The sequence below is a fragment of the Mesorhizobium sp. B2-7-3 genome (assembly GCF_006440715.1).
Lineage (GTDB): Bacteria > Pseudomonadota > Alphaproteobacteria > Rhizobiales > Rhizobiaceae > Mesorhizobium > Mesorhizobium australicum.
The window spans coordinates 279,030-301,778 of record NZ_VFTY01000006.1; the positions used below are offsets into that span (position 1 = coordinate 279,030).

The 22,749-nt window shown below is 63.9% G+C and carries 21 protein-coding genes; 16 read left to right on the forward strand and 5 right to left on the reverse strand.

Annotated elements, in window-relative coordinates:
• Positions 1-16: 16 nt before the first annotated feature.
• The 8 genes from FJW04_RS16155 (at position 17) to FJW04_RS16190 (ending at position 9,038) form a co-directional block, all read left to right on the forward strand.
• Positions 17-664: a GNAT family N-acetyltransferase gene (locus tag FJW04_RS16155; RefSeq protein ID WP_041163520.1), complete on the forward strand. Its 648-nt coding sequence runs from the start codon at positions 17-19 to the stop codon at positions 662-664.
• A 68-nt stretch (positions 665-732) separates the two neighbouring features.
• The gene (locus FJW04_RS16160; protein WP_224523776.1) at positions 733-3,375 is read left to right on the forward strand and encodes a LuxR C-terminal-related transcriptional regulator; all 2,643 of its coding nucleotides are present in this window, start codon (positions 733-735) and stop codon (positions 3,373-3,375) included.
• A gap of 80 nt (positions 3,376-3,455) precedes the next feature.
• Complete coding sequence (locus FJW04_RS16165; RefSeq protein WP_140661556.1) at positions 3,456-4,577, forward strand: class II histone deacetylase; 1,122 nt, start codon at positions 3,456-3,458, stop codon at positions 4,575-4,577.
• A 4-nt stretch (positions 4,578-4,581) separates the two neighbouring features.
• Complete coding sequence (gene urtB / locus FJW04_RS16170) at positions 4,582-5,439, forward strand: urea ABC transporter permease subunit UrtB (RefSeq protein ID WP_140715503.1); 858 nt, start codon at positions 4,582-4,584, stop codon at positions 5,437-5,439.
• Positions 5,436-6,419 (forward strand): branched-chain amino acid ABC transporter permease, encoded by a 984-nt coding sequence (locus tag FJW04_RS16175; RefSeq protein ID WP_140715256.1) that lies wholly within the window; start codon positions 5,436-5,438, stop codon positions 6,417-6,419. Before urtB ends, FJW04_RS16175 begins: the two co-directional genes overlap by 4 nt.
• Positions 6,419-7,123, forward strand: a complete 705-nt coding sequence (locus FJW04_RS16180; RefSeq protein ID WP_140617462.1) for an ATP-binding cassette domain-containing protein — start codon at positions 6,419-6,421, stop codon at positions 7,121-7,123. The genes FJW04_RS16175 and FJW04_RS16180 overlap by 1 nt, the downstream gene beginning before the upstream one ends.
• 2 nt (positions 7,124-7,125) lie before the next feature.
• Positions 7,126-7,827 carry an ABC transporter ATP-binding protein gene (locus FJW04_RS16185; RefSeq protein WP_140715258.1) on the forward strand — a complete coding sequence of 234 codons (702 nt, stop codon included), beginning with the start codon at positions 7,126-7,128 and terminating at the stop codon, positions 7,825-7,827.
• Positions 7,828-7,868: 41 nt separating this feature from the next.
• Positions 7,869-9,038, forward strand: coding sequence for a substrate-binding protein (locus FJW04_RS16190; protein ID WP_140661558.1), 1,170 nt, complete (start codon positions 7,869-7,871; stop codon positions 9,036-9,038).
• 37 nt (positions 9,039-9,075) lie between these two features.
• Here FJW04_RS16190 and FJW04_RS16195 read toward each other — a convergent pair whose 3' ends face one another.
• Together FJW04_RS16195 and FJW04_RS16200 are read right to left on the reverse strand one after the other, a co-directional pair.
• Positions 9,076-10,722, reverse strand: coding sequence for an acetolactate synthase large subunit (locus FJW04_RS16195; RefSeq protein ID WP_140715260.1), 1,647 nt, complete (start codon positions 10,720-10,722; stop codon positions 9,076-9,078).
• A 30-nt stretch (positions 10,723-10,752) separates the two neighbouring features.
• Positions 10,753-11,712: a LysR family transcriptional regulator gene (locus FJW04_RS16200; protein WP_140715262.1), complete on the reverse strand. Its 960-nt coding sequence runs from the start codon at positions 11,710-11,712 to the stop codon at positions 10,753-10,755.
• Between the two features lie 103 nt (positions 11,713-11,815).
• Here FJW04_RS16200 and FJW04_RS16205 point away from each other — a divergent pair, with 103 nt between their 5' ends.
• The 3 genes from FJW04_RS16205 (at position 11,816) to FJW04_RS16215 (ending at position 14,358) form a co-directional block, all read left to right on the forward strand.
• Positions 11,816-12,805, forward strand: coding sequence for a zinc-dependent alcohol dehydrogenase family protein (locus tag FJW04_RS16205; protein ID WP_015319043.1), 990 nt, complete (start codon positions 11,816-11,818; stop codon positions 12,803-12,805).
• 185 nt (positions 12,806-12,990) lie between these two features.
• Positions 12,991-13,290, forward strand: a complete 300-nt coding sequence (locus FJW04_RS16210) for a zf-TFIIB domain-containing protein (protein WP_015319044.1) — start codon at positions 12,991-12,993, stop codon at positions 13,288-13,290.
• 75 nt (positions 13,291-13,365) lie between these two features.
• Positions 13,366-14,358, forward strand: a complete 993-nt coding sequence (locus FJW04_RS16215; protein ID WP_140715263.1) for a Tim44 domain-containing protein — start codon at positions 13,366-13,368, stop codon at positions 14,356-14,358.
• 25 nt (positions 14,359-14,383) lie between these two features.
• Here the strand turns inward: FJW04_RS16215 and FJW04_RS16220 are convergent, their stop codons facing one another.
• Complete coding sequence (locus FJW04_RS16220) at positions 14,384-15,481, reverse strand: lactonase family protein (protein WP_140715265.1); 1,098 nt, start codon at positions 15,479-15,481, stop codon at positions 14,384-14,386.
• A 198-nt stretch (positions 15,482-15,679) separates the two neighbouring features.
• Between FJW04_RS16220 and FJW04_RS16225 the strand changes: the two genes are divergently transcribed.
• The 3 genes from FJW04_RS16225 to FJW04_RS16235 are packed head-to-tail and all read left to right on the forward strand — an operon-like array spanning position 15,680 to position 18,539.
• Complete coding sequence (locus FJW04_RS16225) at positions 15,680-16,231, forward strand: MaoC family dehydratase (protein ID WP_140715267.1); 552 nt, start codon at positions 15,680-15,682, stop codon at positions 16,229-16,231.
• 2 nt (positions 16,232-16,233) lie between these two features.
• Positions 16,234-17,394: a CaiB/BaiF CoA-transferase family protein gene (locus FJW04_RS16230; protein WP_015319048.1), complete on the forward strand. Its 1,161-nt coding sequence runs from the start codon at positions 16,234-16,236 to the stop codon at positions 17,392-17,394.
• A complete protein-coding gene (locus FJW04_RS16235; protein ID WP_015319049.1) occupies positions 17,391-18,539 on the forward strand; it encodes an extracellular solute-binding protein in 1,149 nt (382 codons plus the stop codon). Before FJW04_RS16230 ends, FJW04_RS16235 begins: the two co-directional genes overlap by 4 nt.
• A gap of 9 nt (positions 18,540-18,548) precedes the next feature.
• Here the strand turns inward: FJW04_RS16235 and FJW04_RS16240 are convergent, their stop codons facing one another.
• The gene (locus FJW04_RS16240; RefSeq protein ID WP_140715269.1) at positions 18,549-19,388 is read right to left on the reverse strand and encodes an amidohydrolase; all 840 of its coding nucleotides are present in this window, start codon (positions 19,386-19,388) and stop codon (positions 18,549-18,551) included.
• A gap of 64 nt (positions 19,389-19,452) precedes the next feature.
• Positions 19,453-20,238, reverse strand: coding sequence for an IclR family transcriptional regulator (locus tag FJW04_RS16245; protein WP_140715271.1), 786 nt, complete (start codon positions 20,236-20,238; stop codon positions 19,453-19,455).
• Between the two features lie 168 nt (positions 20,239-20,406).
• Here FJW04_RS16245 and FJW04_RS16250 point away from each other — a divergent pair, with 168 nt between their 5' ends.
• Positions 20,407-21,726, forward strand: coding sequence for a sugar ABC transporter substrate-binding protein (locus FJW04_RS16250; protein WP_015319052.1), 1,320 nt, complete (start codon positions 20,407-20,409; stop codon positions 21,724-21,726).
• A 125-nt stretch (positions 21,727-21,851) separates the two neighbouring features.
• The gene (locus FJW04_RS16255) at positions 21,852-22,748 is read left to right on the forward strand and encodes a sugar ABC transporter permease (RefSeq protein ID WP_015319053.1); all 897 of its coding nucleotides are present in this window, start codon (positions 21,852-21,854) and stop codon (positions 22,746-22,748) included.
• The last annotated feature ends 1 nt before the right edge of the window (position 22,749 follow it).

The following is a 22,749-nucleotide window of genomic DNA, read 5'->3' on the forward strand; positions in this document are numbered from 1 at the left end:
GGAAGACCGAGGACAGATGCAAGTCACTGAAGGCTCATTGCCGGATGAAACCACCGATCTCGTCCCGGGCTACCGGCGCGTGCCGGCAGGCAAGATCATCAATGCGGTGACGTGGATGGAGGCGCGTGCCCCGGTGCCCGGTCTCGCGCATCCGCTGGCGATGATCCGCGTCACCAAGCCCGATCCCGCCGTCTACCGCGCAGTCTTCCTCGAGATCGGCGCTCCCTGGCTCTGGGACCGCGCCGCCGAAATGTCGGACGCCGACATCGCGGCGCATTTCGCCGACCGACGTCAACATCTGTACTACGGCCATGATGAGAGTGGGCGGCATGTCGGCATGGTCGAATTCTCGATCGCCGGCAGCAACGAGATCGAGATTACCTATTTCGGCCTGTTTCCCTCCTTGACTGGCCAAGGCTTCGGCAAACGGCTGATGGCAGGCGCGCTCGACCAGGCATGGCGCCTAGGCCCCATCCGCATCTGGCTGCACACCAGCAGCTTCGATCATCACAGCGTCATCGGTTTTTACAGGGCTTGCGGATTTGAACCCTATGCAACCGGTTTCGAAATCACCGATGATCCCAGGATCAAGGGCACCCTGCCGCGCGATTGCGCGCCGCAAATTCCGCTGATCGAAACGGAATGGGTGCCCGGCGCCAGATGAGACCGTCGTCGCAACCCGCCAGCCTGGCATCGCCTCACCATCGCCGGTGGGTACGGCGCGAGAGCATCTTGTCGAGGCTGGAGCGGCATGTCGACACGCGCATCGTGCTGTTCGCCGCGCCCGCTGGCTTCGGCAAATCGACGACAATGGCGCAATGGGCGGCCGAGGTCGCGCGCCACGGCCGGCTGACGGCCTGGCTGTCGTGCGAGGCGACGGACAATGACGAAGGCGCCTTCCTGTCGCATCTGGTGGGGGCGTTGCGCCATCTCGTCCAGAACCCGGCCGAGCTCGACCTCGCCTTCCAGTCGAGCCCCATCCCGCAACTCGACGTGGTGCTTGCGGCACTCGTGTCGGGTTTGGCGGCACGCCACGCCGACATCACCCTGTTCTTCGACGACTATCACGCCATCGATGCACCGGCGGTGAAGCGGTTCATGGAACGGCTGACCCGGCAGGCACCAACCAACGTCGTCTTCGTCATCGGTTCGCGCAACCTGCCCGAGCTGCAGCTCGGCAAGCTCAGGGTGCTCGGCGATATCTTTGAAATCGGCCCGGACGATCTGCGTTTCGCCTCGTCGGAAGCCGAAGCCTTCTTCAACGACAAGCTTGGCCTCTCTGTCAGCAGCGGCACGGTGGAAACACTGTGCTCGCGCACCGAAGGCTGGGCCGCCGGCCTGCAGCTCGCCTCGCTGTCGCTTGGTGCGGCCCATGCGCCCGAAACAGTCATCGGCAATTTCACCGGCGCCAACCGCAACGTCGCCGACTTCCTGATGGGAGAAGTGTTCCTGGAACTGCCGCCGGCGCTGGCGAAGTTCCTGCTCTATTCCTCGATTTTCGAGCGCTTCAGCGCCGAGGCCTGCCGGGCGGTGATGCGGGCGGCGGACGCCGAGGTTGCCATCACCGAGATCGAGACCCGCAACCTGTTCCTGGTGCCGCTCGACGAGGAACGGCGCTGGTTCCGCTATCATCACCTTTTCCACGACTTCCTCAGCCGTGAAATGGAACGGCGCGAGCCGGAGATGATCGCACCGCTGCACCTGGCGGCTTCGGAATGGTTCGGCGAACGCAAGATGCTGACCGAGGCCATCGGCCATGCGCTCGCCGCCGGCGACGAAGCCCGCGCCGCGGTGTTCATCGAGAACAACGCGCTCGAACTCATCGCCCAATGCCAGCTTCTCTATGTGCGCCAGCTGCTGGCGCTGCTGCCAAGGAAACTGATAGACCAGCGCATCCGGCTGCAACTCGTCGTGCTGTGGCTTGCGGTGCACAGCAGCCAGCCCGAGATTGCCCAGCAGACCCTCGCCAATGCGCGCCAGCTCGTCGAAACCGGGCCGACCGATAGCAAGGACCCGGGCACGCTGACCGGCACGACCATCGAGGCGGAACTCGAGGTCCTTGCAGCGGCCGTGCACAGCACGCTGGAACAGTTCGAGGACGCGCGCGACACCGCACTGGCGGCCCTGCGCATCATAGCCCCCGATGCGTGGTTCATGGAAGGCGCGACGGCAAACGTCATCGGCTACAATCTATACGCGCTGGGCGACCTTGAGGGGGCACGCGCTGCTGTGGATGCGGCGCGCAAGGCCCATGAGCGAAGCGGCAGCCTGCTCGGCGTCACCATCGCCAACTGCTACATGGCCGTCATCGAGCGGTCGGCCGGCCGCCTGCCCGCGGCCGAACGGCTGCTGCGCAACGCGATCATCGAGGCCAGGACGCGGATCGGCGCCAACTCCTATGCCGAGGCCCTCGCCGGAACGCTGCTTGCCGAACTCGCCTATGAGACCAACGCATCCGGCGAAGCACTGGCGCTGGTCGAGAATCTCGGGCCGCTGATCGAGGGCGCAGCGGTCATTGTCTATCCCCTGGCCAGCGTGCCGACCTATGCCCGGGTGCTGCAGCTGACCGGTCGCGGCCAAGCCGCCCTCGACATGCTGGAGCGCGTCTACCAGCGCGTGCGCGGCTCCGTCTACCGCCGCCTCGCTTCGGTGCTGGTGCACGATCGCATCCGGCTGCTTCTTGACCAGAACCGCACCCCGGAAGCCCGCGCGCTGCTCGACGAGCATCGCCGCGAAAGCGCTGAAACCGCCTCTACCGTCGCCAATGAATTCGAGTTCTTCGCCGAAGGCCGGCTGCTTACGGCGGAAAAATCCTACGCGGCGGCGGCGGCGATTTTCGACGCGCTGCTGGAGCGAACGAAAAGCAGCGGGCGCATGCGCCGGCACATACTGGCGCTGATCCTGCGCGCCAAGAGCGCCGGCCATGACCAGCGGGAAGCAGACCGCCATCTGCACGAAGCATTGCGCCTTGCGCAACCCTCGGGCTTCATCCGCTCCTTCGTCGACGAAGGCAAGTCTGTCGTCGAGGGTTTGATGCGGCTCCGGGCGGCCCAGGCAAAGGCCGACCCGTCACTGTCGGCCTATGCGACGCGCATCATCGATGCCGCGCAGACGATGCCCGTGACGACGCGCAAAACAGCCGCCCCGACGGTCGAGAAAGAACAGCTCACCCAGCGCGAGTCCGAGCTGCTGCACTTTCTGTCGGAAGGCATGTCAAATCGCGATATCGCCGTTGCACTGTCGGTAAGCGAAACGACGGTGAAGTGGCATTTGAAAAACATCTTCGGCAAGCTCTCGGTATCGAACCGCGTCCAGGCAGTGCGCGCCGCGCAGGTCGCCGCAAACCTCCGCACCCCTCCGAAAGGAGGGGCATAGATGACTGACATGGCCCCTCTTTAGGGTCGGGCCGGGCGATTGTTAGCCTGCTAGCGTCTGGTTTTTAGAGGATGCCGCGGATGGCGACAGGCTACGTTTTTCACGAACAGCTGATGTGGCATGATACCGGCTCCAGCGCCGACATGATGCCTCCCGGCCGTTTCGTGGAACCCGGACGCCACCTGGAATCGCCTGGATCCAAACGACGGCTCAACAATCTCATCCAGGTCAGTGGCCTGGCACGCCATTTGGTTCCGATCATTGCCGAACCGGTAACGGTGGAAGACCTGCTGCGCGTCCACACGCAACGCCACGTCGATGATATCAGGATGCTGAGCGAAGGCGGATCCGGTTTCGCCGGGCCTCAGGCACCGATCGGCCTCAACAGTTTCGACATCGCGCTGTTGTCCGCCGGCACCACCTATGCCGCGATGCGTGCGGTGCTGACCGGCCGCGTCGACAACGCCTATGCGCTGGCGCGGCCGCCCGGGCACCACGCCGAACCCGACCAGGCCATGGGCAATTGCCTGTTCTCCAACATCGGCGTCGCCGTGCGGCGGCTGCAGCACGAGGGCCTGCTCGGCCGTGCCGCCGTGGTGGACTGGGACGTGCATCACGGCAATGGCACCGAAACGGTGTTTTATTCCGATCCGTCGGTGCTGACGATTTCGCTCCATCAGGACAATCTATACCCGACCGGACGCGGCGCGCTCGTCGACAACGGCAAGGGACCCGGCGAAGGCTATAACATCAACGTCCCGCTGCCGGCCGGCAGCGGCACAGGCGCCTATGAAGCCACGTTCGACCGCGTCATCGGTCCTGCCTTGCGCGCGTTCAAGCCCGACCTCGTCATCGTCGCTTCCGGTTTCGACGCGTCCGGCTTCGATCCGCTCGGCCGCATGATGCTCAACAGCGAATGTTTTCGCCGCCTTGCCGCGCGCATGGTGGCGTTTGCGGCCGAAGTCTCGAACGGACGGCTGATGATGAGCCATGAAGGCGGCTATTCCGAGGGCTATGTGCCATTCTGCGGCCACGCCGTCATCGAGACGCTGGCCAATCACCGCACCGAGGTGGTCGACCCGCTGTCGGACCATATCGACGAGTGGGCGGGGCAGGACCTGCAGCCGCATCAGGCGGCGGTGATCGATGCCGCTGAAGGCCTGCTCGCGGGCTTGCGCCAACGCCTCGCCAGCGCGGCCTGAAGCGATGGATTTCGCCATCACGACATTGCTCAATGCGCTGACGCTGATCAGCATCCTGATGCTGGTCGGGCTCGGGCTCGCCATCAGCTTCGGCCTGATGAACGTGACCAATCTGGCGCATGGCGAGTTTGTGACCGTCGGCGCCTTCGCGGTATACTTCATCCAGAGTATGGGCGGCTCGTTCTGGCTGGGCCTGGCTGCGGCGCCGATCGCCGGCGCCGTGGTCGGCTGCATCCTGGAATTCGCCGTCATTCGCCACCTCTATTCGCGGCCGGTGTCGACGGTGCTTGCCACCTGGGGCGTCAGCCTCATCCTGCAGCAAGGGCTGGAATTGACCTTTGGCCTCGGCGCCAAGCCGGTGACGCCGCCGGTCGAGGGCACGCTCGACCTCTTCTTCACCGTCTATCCGGCCTATCGGCTGATCCTGATCGGCATCGCCATGGTGACCTTGCTCGGCGTCATCCTGCTGATCAGCCGCACATCCTTCGGCCTCGACATCCGCACCGTCATCCAGAACCGCGAAATGGCGGAGGGCGTCGGCATCAACACGCGCCGCACCTACGCCATCGCCTTCACCTTCGGCGCGGCAATCGCGGGGCTGGCTGGGGGACTGGTCGCGCCCCTGGCGATCGTGCTGCCGCAGATGGGGGTGAACTATCTCGCCAACGCCTTCTTCGTCGTCATCGTCGGCGGGGTCGGCTCGATTGGCGGCCTCGTCGCCGGCAGCGTCTTCGTCGGCGGGCTGACCAGCATCCTCAACTACCAGATCTCGCCATCGCTGGCGCAGGCCATTGTGCTGCTGGCGGCCATCGTCGCCGTGCGGGTGCGGCCCAACGGCCTGTTCAACGGGGCGTCGCGATGATCGCCCGGGACCGCAACTGGCTGCTGATCTTCGCCGTCTGCGTGGCGCTTGCCATCGCCTATCCCTTCTTCGCCGACGGCTACCAACTGACGGTGATCCGCGACGCGCTGATCTTCGGCCTGTTCGCGGCGAGCCTCGACTTCTTCTGGGGCCGCACCGGAATCCTGTGTTTCGGCCACGCCGCCTTCTTTGGCATCGGCGGCTACATCATGGCATTGGTCACGCTCAATGACGCGATTCCTTTCGGCAGCCTGCTCGGCATCGTGGGCGCCATTGCGGGGGCTGCCTTCGTCGCCGCCATCATCGGTTACTTCCTGTTCTTCGGCGGCATCCGCGGCAGCTACTTCACCATCGTCACGCTGGCCATGGGCGTCATCTGCCAGCAGGCGGCCATCTCCTGGAGTTCGGTCACCGGCGGCGATAGCGGCCTGATCGGGATCCCGCCGATCGAATTCGATCTTGGCGGCCGGCATGTCGATCTCAGCCAGGACCTGTCGAGCTATATCTTCGTCGCGGCCATCGTGGCGGTGGCCGTGCTGACACTGTGGTCGATCGGCCGTGGCCGCTGGGGCACGGTGCTGACCGCCATCCAGGACAATGAGGTCCGGGCGGCGGCACTCGGCCACAATGCGCCGTTACGGCTGCTCGTCACCTTCATCCTTTCGGCAGCCATCGCCGGGCTTGCTGGCGCGCTCTATGTCTGCATGGCCGGGCTGGTTGCCCCCGATCTGTCCGGACTGCTTCTGTCGACGGAGGTCATTGTCTGGGTGGCGGTCGGCGGGCGCGGCACGCTGCTTGGCCCAGTGCTGGGCGCAATCTTCATCCAGCGCGCACAGCAGACGATCAGCAGCTTCAATCCGAGCCTGTGGCCGCTGCTGCTGGGCTGCGTCTTCGTCATCATCGTCTTTGTCCTGCCGGACGGCATCCTGTCGATCTATGCGCGGCTGAAGAGCCTGTTCAAAGGCAGGAGCCAGGCCTGATGAGCGACGTCCTGCTCCAAGCCGAAAATGTCGGCATCCGCTTCGGAGGGTTGCAGGCCCTCGAAGGATTGAACCTGACGGTCCGCGACAAGGCGCTCTGCTGCATCATCGGCCCGAACGGCGCCGGCAAGAGTACCTTCCTCAACGTGCTGACCGGCACGTTGCGCCCGACCAGCGGCAGCGTCCATTTCCTCGGCCGCGACATTGCCGGCCTGCCGCTGCATCGCATCGCCCGGCTCGGCATTGCCCGCAAGTTCCAGATCCCGTCGGTCTTCCCGAGCCTCTCGGTTGAGGACAACCTCAAGGTCGCACGATGGGGTGCCCCCTCCCCGGCGCGGCCAATCGGTGAATTGATGGAACTGGTCGCGCTGACCAATCGTGCCGCCACATTGGCCGGCGAACTGGCGCACGGCCAGAAGCAATGGCTGGAGATCGGCATGGCGCTGGCCATCGAGCCACGGCTGCTTTTGCTCGACGAGCCAACCGCCGGCATGACGCCGCAGGAGACGCTGGCGACGGCCGAAATGCTGCTGCGGCTGAAGGGCGAGTTCTCGATCGTCGCCGTCGAGCACGACATACGCTTCGTGCGGGCGCTGAATTGCGAAACGCTGGTGCTGCACCAGGGTCGCCGGCTTCGCAGCGGTCCCTTCCACGACATCGAGGCCGACGAGATGGTCCGCGACGTCTATCTGGGGAGGCGCTGACCATGCTGCGGACACTTGCCGTTTCGGCCGGCTATGGCCTGCTCCCGGTGCTGAACGGCATCGACATCAGCGTGGCATCAGGCGAGGTCATCGGCCTGCTTGGTCGCAACGGCGCCGGCAAGACAACGCTGCTGCGCGTCATCGCTGGCGGCGTGAAGGCGAGCGGCGGTGCGGTGGTTCTCGGCGACCAGGATCTCACCAACGCCCCGGCCTTCCGCCGCGCGCGGGCGGGCATCGCCCATGTGCCGCAGGGCCGCGGTATCTTCAACCAGCTGACGGTGCGGCAGAACCTGGAAGTCGGCACGCGCGCCGCCAAGGATCGTGGCGACGGCGACATTCCAGCCGACATCTTTGGCTATTTTCCCATCCTTCGCGAGCGCGAGGCGCAGACCGCCGGTACGCTCTCGGGGGGCCAGCAGCAGATGCTGGCGATAGGCCGCGCGCTGTGCGGCCTGCCGTCGGTGCTGCTGCTCGACGAGCCTTCGGAAGGCATCCAGCCGAACATCGTGCAGTCGATCGCCGAGCTGGTGCCGCGCATCGCGCGCGAGCGCGGCATCGCCATCGTCCTGGTCGAGCAGAATCTCGATCTCGTCCTCAAGGCGGCGGACCGCTGCCTGGTGATGGAGAAGGGCAGGATCGTGCATGAGGGCACGCCGGAAGCATTCGCCGACGAGACCCTGCTGAAGGACCTCTTGGCTTTGTAAGGCGTGCATGGGGCGCGCCTGGACTGGAAGGGAACACAACAATGATAAACAGAAGAACTGTTCTGAAATCCGGCGGCGCCGCGGCCGCCTTCGCAATGGTCGGCGCGCCGGGAATCCTGCGCGCCGCAGACACGGTCAAGGTCGGGCTGTCGATCCCGATCACCGGGCTGCAGGCGATCCTCGGCGAGACGCTGCTCAACTGCTACAAGCTCGCCGCCGCCGAACTCAACGCCGCCAACGGCATTGGCGGGCGCCAGGTGGAGCTCTTCATCGAGGACAACCAGACCACGACCAAGGGCTCCATCGACAAGGCCCGCAAGCTCCTCAACGAGGACAAGGTCGACGTGATCATGGGAACGATCATTTCGCCCGAGCGCAGCGCCACGCTTTCCGTCACCTCGAAGGCCAAGAAGCTGTTCTTCTACCCGACCAATTTCGAGGGCGGCGAATGCAATCGCTACTTCGTCGCCACCGGACCTATCCCGATGCAGCAGGTAGACCCGATGATGCCGTGGGTGGCCGAAAACCTCGGCAAGACCATCTACATCATGGCGTCCGACTATGCCTGGCCGCAGAAAATGACCGAGGCGATCACAGCCGCCTATGAAAAGGCCGGCGGCAAGATTGTCGGCGCCGACTATTATCCGTTCGGCACCACGGATTTCGGCCCGGCCTTCCAGAAGATCAAGTCGCTGAAGCCCGACGTCGTGTGGTCGATGGTGGTCGGCAACGACGCCGTCACGCAGCTCAAGCAGTATCGCAGCTTCGACATCAAGCAGCCTCTGATCGCACCGCTCGACGAGGTCTTCAACAAGGACGCGCTGCCGCCTGGCGTCGCCGCCGGCACCTACGCGCCGCAGCCCTACTGGATGGCGCTCGACAACCCGGTCAACAAGAAGTTCATCGCGAACTTCCGCGAAAAATTCGGCCAGGAGAAGATGGTCAATGGCATCGGCGAGGCCGGCTATAACGGCCTGCATCTCTACGCGCTGGCGGCGGAGAAGGCCGGCTCGCTGAAGGACGACGATGTGCTCAAGGCGCTGCCGACGATCGAGTTCGATGCGCCACAAGGCAAGATCCGGGTCGATGCCAGCAACAACCACACACTCTGCCATTCCTATGTCGGCAAGGCGGCGGCGGACGGCATCGGCTACGAGATCGTCAAGGATTTCGGCACGATCGCGCCGGTAACGCCTTACTGCAAGCTGTAGGCATCAACCGATCCTGACGGCGGCTTTGCCGCTGCCGTCAGGGTGCCTTTGGCGCCGGCAGTCGCTCTCGCAATTCGTCGACGAGCACCCTGGTGTTTTCGGAATAGTCGATGGGCACCACGACGAGATGCACGCCGCCGCCGGCGAAGGCCTGTTCCAACGCCGGTTGCAGGTCGGCTATCGCGCCAACCCTGGTGCCCCTGGCGCCATAGGCTTCGGCGTATTTGACGAAGTCGGGATTGCCGAAGGTCATGCCGAAATCCGGGAATTCGTCGACAGCCTGCTTCCAGCGTATCATGCCATAAGCGTGGTCTTCCAGCAGCAGGATGACGAGATTGAGCTTGAGCCGGACAGCAGTCTCCAGTTCCTGGCTGTTCATCATGAAACCGCCGTCGCCGCAAATGGCCATGACACGGCGTCGGGGATAGAGCAGTGCCGTCATCATCGCCGACGGCAGGCCGGCACCCATGGTGGCCAGCGCATTGTCGAGCAGCAGCGTGTTGGCCATGCGCGTGCGGTAGTTGCGCGCGAACCAGATCTTGTACATGCCGTTGTCCAGCGCGAGGATCCCATCCGCCGGCATCACGGCGCGCACGTCATGTACGATGCGCTGCGGCGTGAAACGGTCTTCGGTGGCGCGGGCGGCGATGCGGCTCAAAATGCCTTCGCGCAGCGGCAGCAGGGCCTGCGCGTTGGGAATCCTGCCCTCGACGCGGTCCGCCAGCAGCGCCAGCGACGGGCCGAGGTCGCCGACGATCTCGGCTTGCGGGAAATAGACCTGCTCGACATCAGCCGTCTGGTAGCCGACATGAATGACCTTCGGCCCCTTCGCCCCCATGATGAAGGGCGGCTTCTCGACCGTGTCGTGGCCGATGGTGATGATCAGATCGGCCTGTTCGATGGCCTCGTGCACGTAGTCGCGTTCCGAAAGAGCCGCCGTTCCCATGTAGAGTTCGGTGCCGCCGGGCACCGTGCCCTTGCCCATCTGCGTGGTAAAATAGGGAATCTGCGTTCGCAGCACGAACTGGGCGACATCGGGAGTCACCCGCGGGCGCGACGCCGCGGCGCCGAACATCAGCAGCGGACGCTTGGCCTCGATGATCATGCGGGCGGCGCGATCGAGCGCGCCAGCGCTGGCCAGGGGCAATTCGACCGGATGTGTCGGCACCAGCGCGATCGGCTCGCATTCCGCCGCCGCAATGTCTTCCGGCAGTTCGAGGTGCACGGGGCCGGGGCGCTCTTCCTGGGCGACGCGGAAGGCTTCGCGCACCAGCGACGGGATCATCCTAGGCGAGACGATCTGGCGCGACAGCTTGGTCAGCGGCTTCATCGCCGCGACGATGTCGACGATCTGGAAGCGCGCCTGCCGGGACGACAGGATGCCCTTCTGGCCGGTGATCATGATCATCGGCATCGCGCCGAGCAGCGCATAGGCAGAGCCGGTGGTCAGATTGAGCGCGCCGGGGCCAAGCGTGGTGATGCACACACCCGGCTTGCCGGTGAGCCTGCCATAGGTGGCGGCCATGAAGGCCGCCGCCTGCTCGTGGCGCGTCAGGATCAGCTGGATCGACGAGCGGCGGATGGATTCGACGATGTCGAGATTTTCTTCGCCCGGAATGCCGAAGATTCGTTCGACCCCTTCATTTTCGAGGGCCGCCACGAACAGATCCGAACCCTTGGTCATCAACCGTCTCTCCTGCGATGCGCACACCCATCAGCCACCTTCATATGGCACCGGAACGTCACGCCTCAAAGAGCGCAAGCCGTCTGTTGGCGCCATCATTTTCGGCAAGGCGGCCGCCAGTGCGTCGACGGCCAACCGGACCTTGAGCGACAGATGCGGCGTCCGCAGCCAGAGCGCATGGCAATCGTAGGGATAGCGTGGCTGGTCCGGCAACAGCTCGACCAGCGTGCCGGCCTGGATGCGCTTGCGAGCCAGCCAGTAAGGCAACCACGCCAGCCCCATGCCGTCGACGGCCGCATCGGCGATGGCATCCAGATCGTCGAGCCGCAGCCGGCCGTTTGGGGTGACCTCGAGCGCAGTCTGTCCCTCGCGCGGAAATAGCCACGGCTGAACGATCATGCCGGGCCGGTGGTAGACAATCGCCTGGTGATCGGCGAGGTCCTCGATCCGCCGTGGTTCGCCATGAATTTCCAGATAGGAAGGCGCGGCACAAACGACCATGTCCTGGCGTGCAAGGCGACGCGCGATCACGCCGGCCTTGTCGTCCAGATCGCCGGTCCGGATGGCGAGGTCAAAACCGTCCTCGGCGAGATCGGCGAAACGGTCGCTGAGCGACAGGTCGAGTTCCAGCATTGGATATTGCCCTGCCAGCCTCAGCAGCACAGGGGTGACGCAGTGGCGCCCGAAATGCGCCGGCATGGTGACGCGCAATTTTCCGCGCGGCTCCGAGAGCTGGTCGGCGGCGAGCGCATCGGCGGCTTCGGCCTCGGCCAGCACCAGGCGACACCGCTCATAATAGGCGCGGCCGAAATCGGTCAGGCTCTGGCGGCGCGTGGTCCGGTTAATCAGACGCATGCCAAGCCGCTCCTCGAGAAACCGGACATGCTTGCCGACCATCGGTCCGGATAGATCGAGCGCGGTGGCCGCCGCCGCGAACGAGCCAAGATCGACCGCCCTGACGAACACGGCCATGCTCTCGAGCCTATCCAAATTCGAAACTCATGGTTTCTACTGAACAATCCAAACAGCCGTTTATCGCACAAAGCTTTCGCGTCATAGCTCATTCAGTGTCAAATATTTTGGAGTGAGCCAAATGGCCCGTATCATTCGCTTCCACCAGCATGGCGGTCCCGAGGTCCTGCGCATCGAGGAGGTCGACCTTCCGCCACCGGGTCCGGGCGAGGTTCAGATCCGCGTCAAGGCGCTCGGCCTCAACCGCGCCGAGGCGCTGCTGCGCGCGGGCAGCTACATTGAGACACCCGTCCTGCCCTCCGGGCTTGGGCTGGAAGCGGCGGGCGTCATCGAGGCAATTGGCGAAGGCGTGATGGGGCTGGCACATGGTGACGCCGTGAGCGTCATCCCGCCGCAATCGATGGTTCGCTGGCCGGCTTACGGTGAGCTTGTCACCTTTCCCGCGGGGCTCATCGTCAAGCATCCGGCGTCCCTCGACTGGCAAACCGCGGCGGCGGTCTGGATGCCGTACCTCACCGCCTACGGCGCCCTGATCGACATCGCCAGGCTGCGCCGCGAAGAGGTCGTCGTCATCACGGCGGCTTCGAGCAGCGTCGGGCTTGCGGCGATCCAGATCGCCAACAGCGTTGGCGCGATAACGATCGCGGTGACGCGGACATCGGTGAAGAGGCAGGCTCTGCTCGACGCCGGCGCGGCGCATGTCGTGGTCCTTGAGGAAGAGGAACTTGCCGACAGACTGAACCAGATCGCCGGGCCGCAAGGCGTGCGCGTGGTGCTGGATGCGATCGGCGGGCCGATCTTCGAGCCGCTGACGGCGGCGATGTCGCGCGGCGGCATTCTGATCGAATATGGCGGCCTCAGCAGCCAGCCGACGCCGTTCCCGTTGCCTGCGGTACTGGGCAAGGCCCTGACATTGCGCGGCTATCTCGTGCACGAGATCACCGGCAACCCGGAGAAGTTGGAGGCGGCCAAGGCATTCATCCTCGAAGGCCTCGCGGACGGCGCGCTCAGGCCGATCATCGACAGGATCTTTCCCTTCGACCGGATCGTCGAGGCGCATCGCTATCTCGAATCGAACGGGCAGTTCGGCAAGATCGTGGTGACTGTTTGAGCAGCAAATCGTTCTCACCGGCAACATTGCCCCTTGAAGGCTTCGCCCCGCATTCCTAACTCCCGTGTGCGGGCCGGGCCCCTCTGACTGTCGCTTTGGCGACCGTGATGTCGGACCGCTTCAACGGGCCCGTTTCCATTCCTTTCGGTTAAGCGGGCTCATTCCTTTCTGGTTAGGAGCCCCACATGACATCTTCCCTCCTTGGCATGGTTTGCCCCTCCTGCCGCGTCGCCCTCGTGATGAGCGAACGCCAGGGGATCGAGATCGACTACTGTCCGCAGTGCCGCGGCGTCTGGCTCGATCGTGGCGAACTCGACAAGATCATCGAACGGTCCACCAGGGACGCGTCTCCCGCGCCGCAGCCACAGCCGGCGCCGTTTGCCCAGCCGCAACACGGCCGGGACCGCGATGACGACTATTCCCGCTCGCATGGCCACCGCTATCCGAAGCGAAAGAAATCATTTTTCGAAGAGCTGTTCGATTGACCATATGAGGCCGGTCTTTCCAAGGCCGGCCCTTTGCCGAAAACGCCCGAAACCACAGCGATAAAGGTCACCCCGATGATTTCCCGCACAAGCCGATTTGCCACCCTCTTTGCCGGCCTGTTCCTTGCATTCTCCATGGTCGCGATCGATCATGCCGAGGCGCGGCGCGGCGGCAGTTTCGGCAGCCGCGGCACACGCACATTCCAATCGGCACCGCCGACCCGGACCGCGCCGGCGCCGACCGCGCCGGTCGAGCGTTCGATGACACCCAACACCGGCGTCAACAATGCTGCCCGGCAACCGCAGGCCGGCCTGCAGAGGCCCGGCTTCATGAGCGGCTTCGGTGGAACGATGATGCGCGGCCTGCTGATCGGCGGCCTGATCGGACTGCTCCTTGGCCAAGGTTTCGGCGGCCTCGCCGGCATGTTCGGATTCCTGCTCCAGGCCCTGCTCATCGGTGGCGCGATCATGCTGGCCATCAGGTTCTTCCGGTCGCAATCCGCGCGTGGCCCCGCGCCCGCGCTCGCCGGCATGGGCGATGCCCAAGCTTCACGGTTCGAGAACCGCGCAACGGCACAGCAGAACACGAGCAGCGCTGGCTCCTTCACAATTCCCGGGTTTGGCGGGGGATCGGGCGGAGGCTACGAGACCACCCGATCCGAAGAGATCACGCTGGCCCAGGCCGACCTTGACGCGTTCCAGCAGCTGTTGACCGATGTCCAGGAAGCGTTCGGGCGCGAAGACCATGCGGCATTGCGCCGGTCGGTCACGCCCGAAATGGTATCCTATCTCTCGGAAGAGCTGGCCGACAATGCCCGGAAAGGTCTCAGGAACGAAGTGTTCGACGTCACCCTGCTGCAGGCCGACATCGCGGAAAGCTGGCGCGAGGATGACCGCGACTACGCCACCGCGGCGTTGCGCTACGAGTCTCGCGACGTGATGCGCGAACGGGCGAGCGGCAAGGTCGTCGAGGGCGACGAAGAGCATCCGACGGAGACGACCGAGTTGTGGACGTTCACGCGCCAGAATGGCTCGACCTGGAAGCTCTCGGCCATCCAAGAGGCTTGAGCCCGGCTAGTCTGCTGGCCGGCGGTCACGCGACGATCTTGACACACATCGGCGTGCCGATCTCGATGCTGCGGCCGGTATTGGTCAGCATGCCGTTGCCGGCGTCGCGGACGAAGATCGAAATGCGGTCGGCATTCTGGTTGGCGGAGAACAGATGGCCGCCCGAAGGCGTCAGCGCCAGGTTGCGTGGCGTGGCGCCTCCGCAAGGGACATAGCCGACAAGACTTAAGCTGCCGGTCTGCTGGTCGACCGCCATGATGACGACGCTGTCGTGGCCACGGTTGCCGCCATAGACGAAACGGCCGTCCGGCGAGATCTGGATATCGGCGCAGTGATTGCTGTCGCGGGCCTCGGCCGGCACCGCCGGCTTGGTGTCGATGATCGATAGCCTGCCGGTCGCATTGTCGAGCGCCAACGACACGACGGTCGAATCCAGCTCGTTCATGACAAAGACAAAGCGGCCGTTCGGGTGCAAGGCAATGTGACGCGGGCCGGCACCCGGAGGGAGCGCGGACTCTGCGAGCTTCACCAGACTTCCGTCCTGTCCGATCCGATAGGACACCAGCCGGTCGATGCCGAGATCGGCGACGATTGCCGTTCCACCGGCAATGGTTTCGGTGACGCTGTGGGCATGCGAGCGTTCCTGCCGCGCCGCGTTGGGGCCGGTGCCCTTGTGCGAAACGCTGGCCAATGGCGCGGACAGTGCGCCCTCCCCGTCGAAACCATACACAGCCACCGCTCGGTCCGGACCACCCTCGCCCATGCCGTAATTGGCGACGAGGAGTTTGGTGCCGTCGCGCGTGATGGTATTGTGCGCCGTGATGCTGCCCAGCGATGGCTGTTTGTTCAAATAGGCGAGCGTGCCCGAGCCGCGATCGAAGCTGTAGGCCGAGACCGTGCCCTCGCGCCAGGAGAAGACTTCCGAATTGGCGTAGATGCGCGAGCCATCCGGCGTCAACGACAGGAAGGTCGGGTTGTCAATATCATTCGTCTCGGCCAGCTTTCTTGTTTCCAGCGTTTCCTCGTCGAAGCCGTAGACACCAAGGCCGACGCCTCGCGCACCCTGAAAATAAGGCGCTTCGCGGTTCAGGCTGCCGACGAAGACCAGACAGGCTTTGCGCATGTTTTCCCTCCCTGCCCGCCGGTGCTCAGTACCGTGGGACCGCCAAAATTTCGCTTGTCCTCGCTTGCAACGCAACCCCATATGTGAAAATAGTATTTACAAAAGAAGATTGACGGGAGGAGACGTCGTGCACCCAGGCGCTTTGAAGCGTGCTCGAATGGCTGGATGGGCGCTCTCGCGAGCCCGGTGGACTACGCCATGAGCGATTTCGCGCCAACCGTTGGCGTTGTCTCGACGCATCCCAGGAATATGCCCGCCGATCATGCCGCCCTGCCGGTGTGGAACGCCGAGAACTGGTTCTATGAGGACTGGCCGGTCGGCCAGAAAATCCGCTCGCTGCGTCGCACCATGGCCGAGGGCGACAGTCACCTTTTCAACACGCTGGTGCTCGACATCCATCCTTACGTGCAGGACCAGATGTTTGCCGAGAGCGAGGGCATTTTCGGCAAGCGGCTGATTGCCGGCGCGTTCGTCTTCTCGGCGGGCCTCGGGCTGGTCGCCACCAACTGCGTCAACGCTTTTTCCTATGGCTATGACAAGCTACGATTCATAAAGCCTGTCTTCATCGGCGACACGATCTATTCGATCCGTTCCCACCTCGACAAACACCCCCGCTACAAGGAGATGGGGCTGATCCGCGCCAGCTACGAGGTGTTCAAGGGCGAAGGCGAGCTCGTTCTTTATTGCGAGCATCTGCAGACGGTGAAGTACCGCAACCCTGCCGATTTCGTCGGCAAGACGGAGAAGTAGAAATGCCGGCAGCAGCCGAATTGCCGCTTGCCGGTCTCGTCGTCGTCGACATGAGCCAATTCCTGTCCGGACCCTACTGCTCGCTCAGGCTGCTCGATCTCGGCGCCCGCGTCATCAAGATAGAGCGTCCTGACGGCGGCGACCTGTCGCGCCGGCTCTATCTCAGCGACACCGAGATCGGCGGCGATTCCACCATCTTCCATGCCATCAACCGGGCCAAGGAAAGCCTCGCCATCGATCTGAAGAACGAGGCGGACCTCAATACATTGCGCGGGCTGCTGGCCAAGGCCGATGTGCTGATCCAGAATTTCCGACCGGGCGTCATCGAGCGCCTTGGGCTCGACTACGAGACCGTCCGCCAGATCAATCCGCGCCTGGTCTATGCCTCGATCAGCGGCTATGGCGAGGATGGCCCGTGGGTGAAGCGCCCGGGCCAGGATCTGCTGGCGCAGTCGCGCTCCGGCGTGATGTGGCTGAACGGCGACGAAGACCAGGGACCGGTGCCGTTCGGCCTCGCCATCGGCGACATGCTGGCGGGTGCGGCCTGCGCGCAAGGCATCCTGGCCGCACTGGTGCGGCGCGGCATCACAGGCCAGGGCAGCCATATCGAGACCAGCCTTCTGGAAGCGCTGGTCGACTTCCAGTTCGAGGTGCTGACCACGCATCTCAATGACGGGCGCCGCCTGCCTAGGCGCTCGAGCTTCCGCAGCGCGCATGCCTATCTCTCGGCGCCTTACGGAGTCTATCCGGCCAAGGACGGCTATCTCGCCATCGCCATGACGCCGATCCCCAAGTTGGCCGACCTTTTGTCGCTCGATGAATTGGCTCCCTATCGCGACAAGCCGGCATCCTGGTTCACCGCGCGCGACGATATCAAGGCAATCATCGCCCAGAGGATCGCGACCAAGACCATCGACGACTGGCTGGCCATTCTCGAACCCGCCGACATCTGGTGCGCCAAGGTGCTGACCTGGCCGGAGATGCTGGCAAGCGAGGGTTTTCAGGCCCTCGACATGCTGCAGACGGTGACGCGCGAGGACGACGTCTCGATCCTCACCACCAGTTCGCCGCTGAGGGTCGACGGTATCAGGGCCAAGGTCGACCGCGCGGCACCCCGCATCGGGGAGCACAGCGCAAAAATCCGCGAGGAGTTCGACCTGTGAGCCTCAAGCTTAGGGGTATGACCTGGAGCCATCCGCGTGGCTATGATCCCATGGTTGCCTGCTCGGCTCTATGGCGCGAGCGGACAGGAGTTGCCATCGAATGGGACAAGCGTTCGCTGCAGGATTTCGAGTCCTTCCCGGTCGAGGAGTTGGCGCGCGCCTACGACCTCATCGTCATCGACCATCCGCATGTCGGCCAGATCACCGCGGAGCGCTGCCTCGAGCCTCTCGACGTCGCCGGCCGCGAGGCGGAACGCGCCGCGCTTGCGTCGGGGAGCGTTGGCCAGTCCTATCCGAGTTACACATGGCAAGACCGGCAATGGGCGTTTCCGATCGATGCGGCCAGCCAAGTGCAGGCCTGGCGGCCGGACGCGCTCGATGCGCCGGCAGCGACGTGGAGCGAAGTGCTCGATCTCGCCCGGCAAGGCCGCGTGCTGCTGCCGCTGCGACCGCCGCATTGCCTGATGACCTTCTACACGCTGGTCGGTAATCTCGGGCATCCCTGCGCGACCGATCCGTCGGGCGATCTCATCGCTGTCGAGACGGGCTGCGAAGTCTTCGAGACGATGCGTGAGATCGCCGCGCTGGTCGACCCGACGTGCTTCGACATGGACCCGATCGCCGTTTCGGAACGCATGGCCGAGGCTGGTTCCCGCATTGTCTGCGCGCCGCTGATCTATGGCTACGTCTCTTATGCGGCGTCGGGTTTTCGCGCCAACAGGTTGGCTTTTGCCGACATCCCGGCGGTCGGTTCCAATGGTCCGATCGGCTCGGCGCTCGGCGGCACAGGCATAGCCGTATCAGCCTTCTCCAAGGCTAAAGAGGCAGCGATCGATTTTGCCTATTGGGTCGCCAGCGGCGATGTCCAGCGTGGCATCTATGCCGCCGCCGGCGGCCAGCCGGGCCATGCGGCTGCCTGGGAAGACCAGACTATCAATGAAGTGGCCGGCAACTTCTATCGAGGCACGCGCGCGACGCTGGAGGGCGCCTGGGTGCGGCCGCGCCATGACGGCTACATGGCGTTCCAGCAGGCGGCGTCAGACCGCATCAATTCCGGCCTGACCTCCGGCCATCCTGCCGGCCGGGTCGTCGCCGATCTCATCAGCCTGTTCCGGGCCAGTTCCCCCTCGCCTGGCGAGAGCTGAGCGAGGTCGCTATTTCAACCGCCAAAGCTTGCGGGCATTGCCCGACAACAGCCTGTCACGCTCCGAAACGCTGCAACCCGAGAGCAGCGCATGGGTCGCCGCCACCCAGGTCGAGAGACCGCCACCAAGCGTGCAGACCGGCCAGTCGCTGCCCCAGACGACACGGTCCCAGCCGAACGAATTGATGGTGTGTTCGACGTAGGGCCGCAGCGTATCGACGGTCCAATTGGCGGCGTCGGTATAGGCGACCACGCCGGAAATCTTGGCCATCACGTTCGGGCGCCGTGCGATCTCGCTCATGTGTTCGCGCCAGGGATGCTCGGCTCCGCCCTTGATGTCGGGAACGCCGCAATGGTCGAGGACGAACTGGACGTCGGGCGCCAGTTCGGCGAGCGCGATCGCCTTGGGAATCTGATGCGGCAGCACGACGAGGTCGAAGGTCAGGCCGGTGCCGCCAAGCCGCTTGATGTTGTCACGGAACAGCGCGCCTTCCGAAAGATCGTCCGGCACGACGTGAAGGACGCGGCGGAAACCCTTGACGAAGGGGTTTGTCCGCTGGCGTTCGAGATAAGCGGCAAAGTCAGCGTCTTCGGGACGGCAGGATGCTATTGTCCCAGAGAGCATGCTGCCCGCTTGCCGCGAGAGGCCCTCGACACGGGCGGTCTCCGCCTCGATGTCGGCCGGGTCGACATCGACCTCCATGTGCAGCACGCGTTCGACACCGGCACGCTTTGCCTCCGTGGCGTATTCCTCATAGGAGAAATCGCGGTTCAGTGCCGGTACGCCGGCAAGCCAGGGGTAGCGAAGCGCCGAGCGATCGATGAGATGCAAATGGGTGTCGATGATCATGGCGGGCTCCTCCCTGTAGCTTTTTCGATCCTCTCACGGAGGAATTCTTCATTCAAATAAGAATTCAGGCCGATGAACCGACGGCCGACCCAGCGAGGTGCGACAGCTTCTCGCAGGTTGCGAGCAGCAACTCGATGGTGCGGGTGATGTCGGGTGCCGAGGGCGCGTTGACGACCGTAATGTAGGGGATCGACAGCGCCGCTATGGCCTTGCCGTCGGAACCACGCACCGGAGCGGAAAGGTTGAAGACGCCCGCGGTCTGCATGGAAGCCATCATCTCGTAGCCGCGGTCGCGGATCTGGTCGAGACGGGCGAAGAACTCGGCCGGCTGCGCGGTCTTGTCGGTGCTGCGGACGTGCTCCGAGATCATCATCTGGCGCTCCTCCTGCGAACGGAAGGCGAGCAGCACATGTCCCGAACCGGTGTCGAACAGGCTGATATGGGAGCCGACCCGGATCGAAATCCCCCAGTAGTTTGGCGCTTCCTGCTGGCCTATCACCACGGCGGAACCACGATCAAAAACAACGAGTTGATTGGCCTGCTGCGAGGTCTCGGCCAGCTCCCGCATCAGCGGCGTCGCATAGGAAACCAGCCGCCGCACCGGCGCGTGCAATTGTGCCAGGCCAAACAGCTTGAGCGTCAGCGAATAACGGTCGCCATCGAGCCGCGTGACGTAGCCGCGCCGTACCAGCCGGTCCAGCATGCGGTAGAATTCATTGGGGCTGCGGTCGAGCTTCTTGGCGATTTCCGCCTGGGTCAGGCCACCGTCCACGCCCGCTAGAAGCTCAAGGATGTCGAGCCCCTTGTCGAGCGCCGGCGCGCGATAACGCTCGTCTTCGCTGTCGTCCATGGTTCATCCCTCCAGTGAATTCAACTCTTCATATACGCAGGAACGCGGCCGGCGGAAACAAATTTCGCCTTGACGTACGGATGAATGTTTTGTTTGTATATAAATGTAGCATTTCTTGTCACGTGACGAGTTGCGGGCGCCACCGAGGCGCACCCAGGGAGGATACCAATGAACAGACTGCTTTCCGGCGTATGCGCCGGCGCATTGATGCTTGCGTCAGGCGCAGGCACCGCCCTTGCCAGCGACCTGCCCGGCAAGTTCGACGGCGTGACCGTCGACGTGAAGCTGATCGGCGGCCAGCAATATGAGAAGCTCTACGAGCGCATTCCCGAATGGGAGAAGGCGACAGGCGCCAAGGTCAACATCCTGACCAAGAAGAACGGCTTCGACATCGACAAGGAATTGAAGTCCGACATCGCCTCGGGCAGCACCAACTGGTGCGTCGGCTGGAATCATTCCTCCTTCGCGCCGCAATACACCGGCCTCTACACCGACCTCAGCAAGCTCCTGCCGAAGTCGGAGATCGACGCCTTCGTGCCGTCGACAATCAAGGCGGCGACCATCGACGGCAAGCTGGAAATGCTGCCGCGCGCGCAGTTCGACGTCTCGGCGCTCTACTACCAGAAGAGCCTGTACGAGAACGCCGACAACAAGACCAAGTTCAAGGCCAAATACGGCTATGATCTGGTGCCGCCGGACACCTGGAAGGAAGTCACCGACCAGGCTGAGTTCTTCGCCAACCCGCCCAATTTCTACGGCACGCAGTTTGCCGGCAAGGAAGAGGCGATCAATGGCCGCTTCTACGAAATGGTCGTCGCCGAGGGCGGCGAATATCTCGACAAGGACGGCAAGCCGGTCTTCAATTCCGAAGCCGGCATCCGGGCGCTCGACTGGTTCGTCAACCTCTACAAGGCCAAGGCCGTGCCGGCCGGAACCACCAACTACCTCTGGGACGATCTCGGCCAGGGCTTTGCCTCAGGCACCGTCGCCATCAATCTGGACTGGCCGGGCTGGGCCGGCTTCTTCAACGATCCGAAATCGTCGAAAGTCGCGGGCAATGTCGGCGTCAAGGTCGCGCCGAAAGGCTCCGCCGGGGTGCGCACCGGCTGGTCGGGCTTCCATGGCTTCTCGGTGACCGAGAACTGCCCGAACAAGGAGGCAGCGGCATCGCTCGTATGGTGGCTGACCAACGAGGACAGCCAGAAGCTCGAGGCCACCGCCGGCCCGCTGCCAACGCGCACCGCGGTCTGGGATTGGGACCTGCAGCAGGCCGCCAACGACCCTTACAAGAAGGAGGTTCTGTCGGCTTTCCAGGAAGAAGCCAAGCACGCCTTTGCCGTGCCGCAGACGCCTGAGTGGATCGAGATCTCGAACGCCGTCTATCCCGAGTTGCAGGCCGCGATCCTCGGCGACAAGACCTCCAAGCAGGCACTGGACGAAGCCGCCGACAAGGCGACGCAGATCCTGCAGGACGCAGGCAAACTGTAAGCATTGCTCACAAGATTGCCTCCCTCATCCTCAATGGGGGAGGTAATCGCCTTTTGCCGGCGTTGTCCGTTTCATCATATCGGGCCTCGGGCCAAAATCTGAATGCCAGACACCAGAGGAGCCCGATGAAGGGCCTCAAGCCACCCGCGCCGTTCCTGTTGCTGCTTCCGGCCATCGTCGTTCTGGCGGTCGTCGTCGTGGTGCCGCTGCTTCTGTCGCTCTATTCAAGCTTCACGCCGTTCCGCCTGACCAAGCCCGAGACGTTCTTCGTCTTCATCGGCCTCAGGAATTACCTGTCGATCCTGGCCAACACCGATTTCTGGTGGGCATTCGGCCGTACCGTTCTGTTGCTGACGATCGCGCTCAATCTTGAAATGCTGCTTGGCCTTGGTCTCGCCATGCTGGTTGAGAAGGCGACGCGCGGCCAGCGCATCCTGCGCACGCTGATGATGTTTCCGATGATGTTCTCGCCGATCCTCGTCGGCTTCCAGTTCAAGTTCATGTTCAACGACAATATCGGCCTGGTGAACAATGCGCTGCAGTCGCTTGGCATCACCAGGGACGCCATCCCGTGGCTGATCGAGGGTCACCTCGCCTTCATCGCCATCTCGGTTGCCGAGATCTGGTCGTCGACGGCGATCTTCGCCATCCTGATCCTCGCCGGGCTGCTGGCCATGCCCAAAGAGCCGATCGAGGCGGCGCGCGTCGATGGCTGCACGCCGTGGCAGACCTTCCGTTATGTGACCTGGCCGTTCGTCATGCCCTTCGCCTACATCGCCATGACCATCCGCTCGCTCGACGTGGCGCGTGCCTATGACATCGTCAAGATCATGACCGATGGCGGTCCGGCCGGCCGCACGGAGCTTTTGTGGACTCTGGTCGCACGCACCGCCTACAGCGACGGGCGCATGGGCATGGCCAACGCCATGGCCTATTTCTCGATCCTGCTGTCGATCGCCTTCACCGTCTATTTCTTCAACAAGCTCGCCGCGGCGCGCACGCAAATCGGCGCGGAGTGGTGAA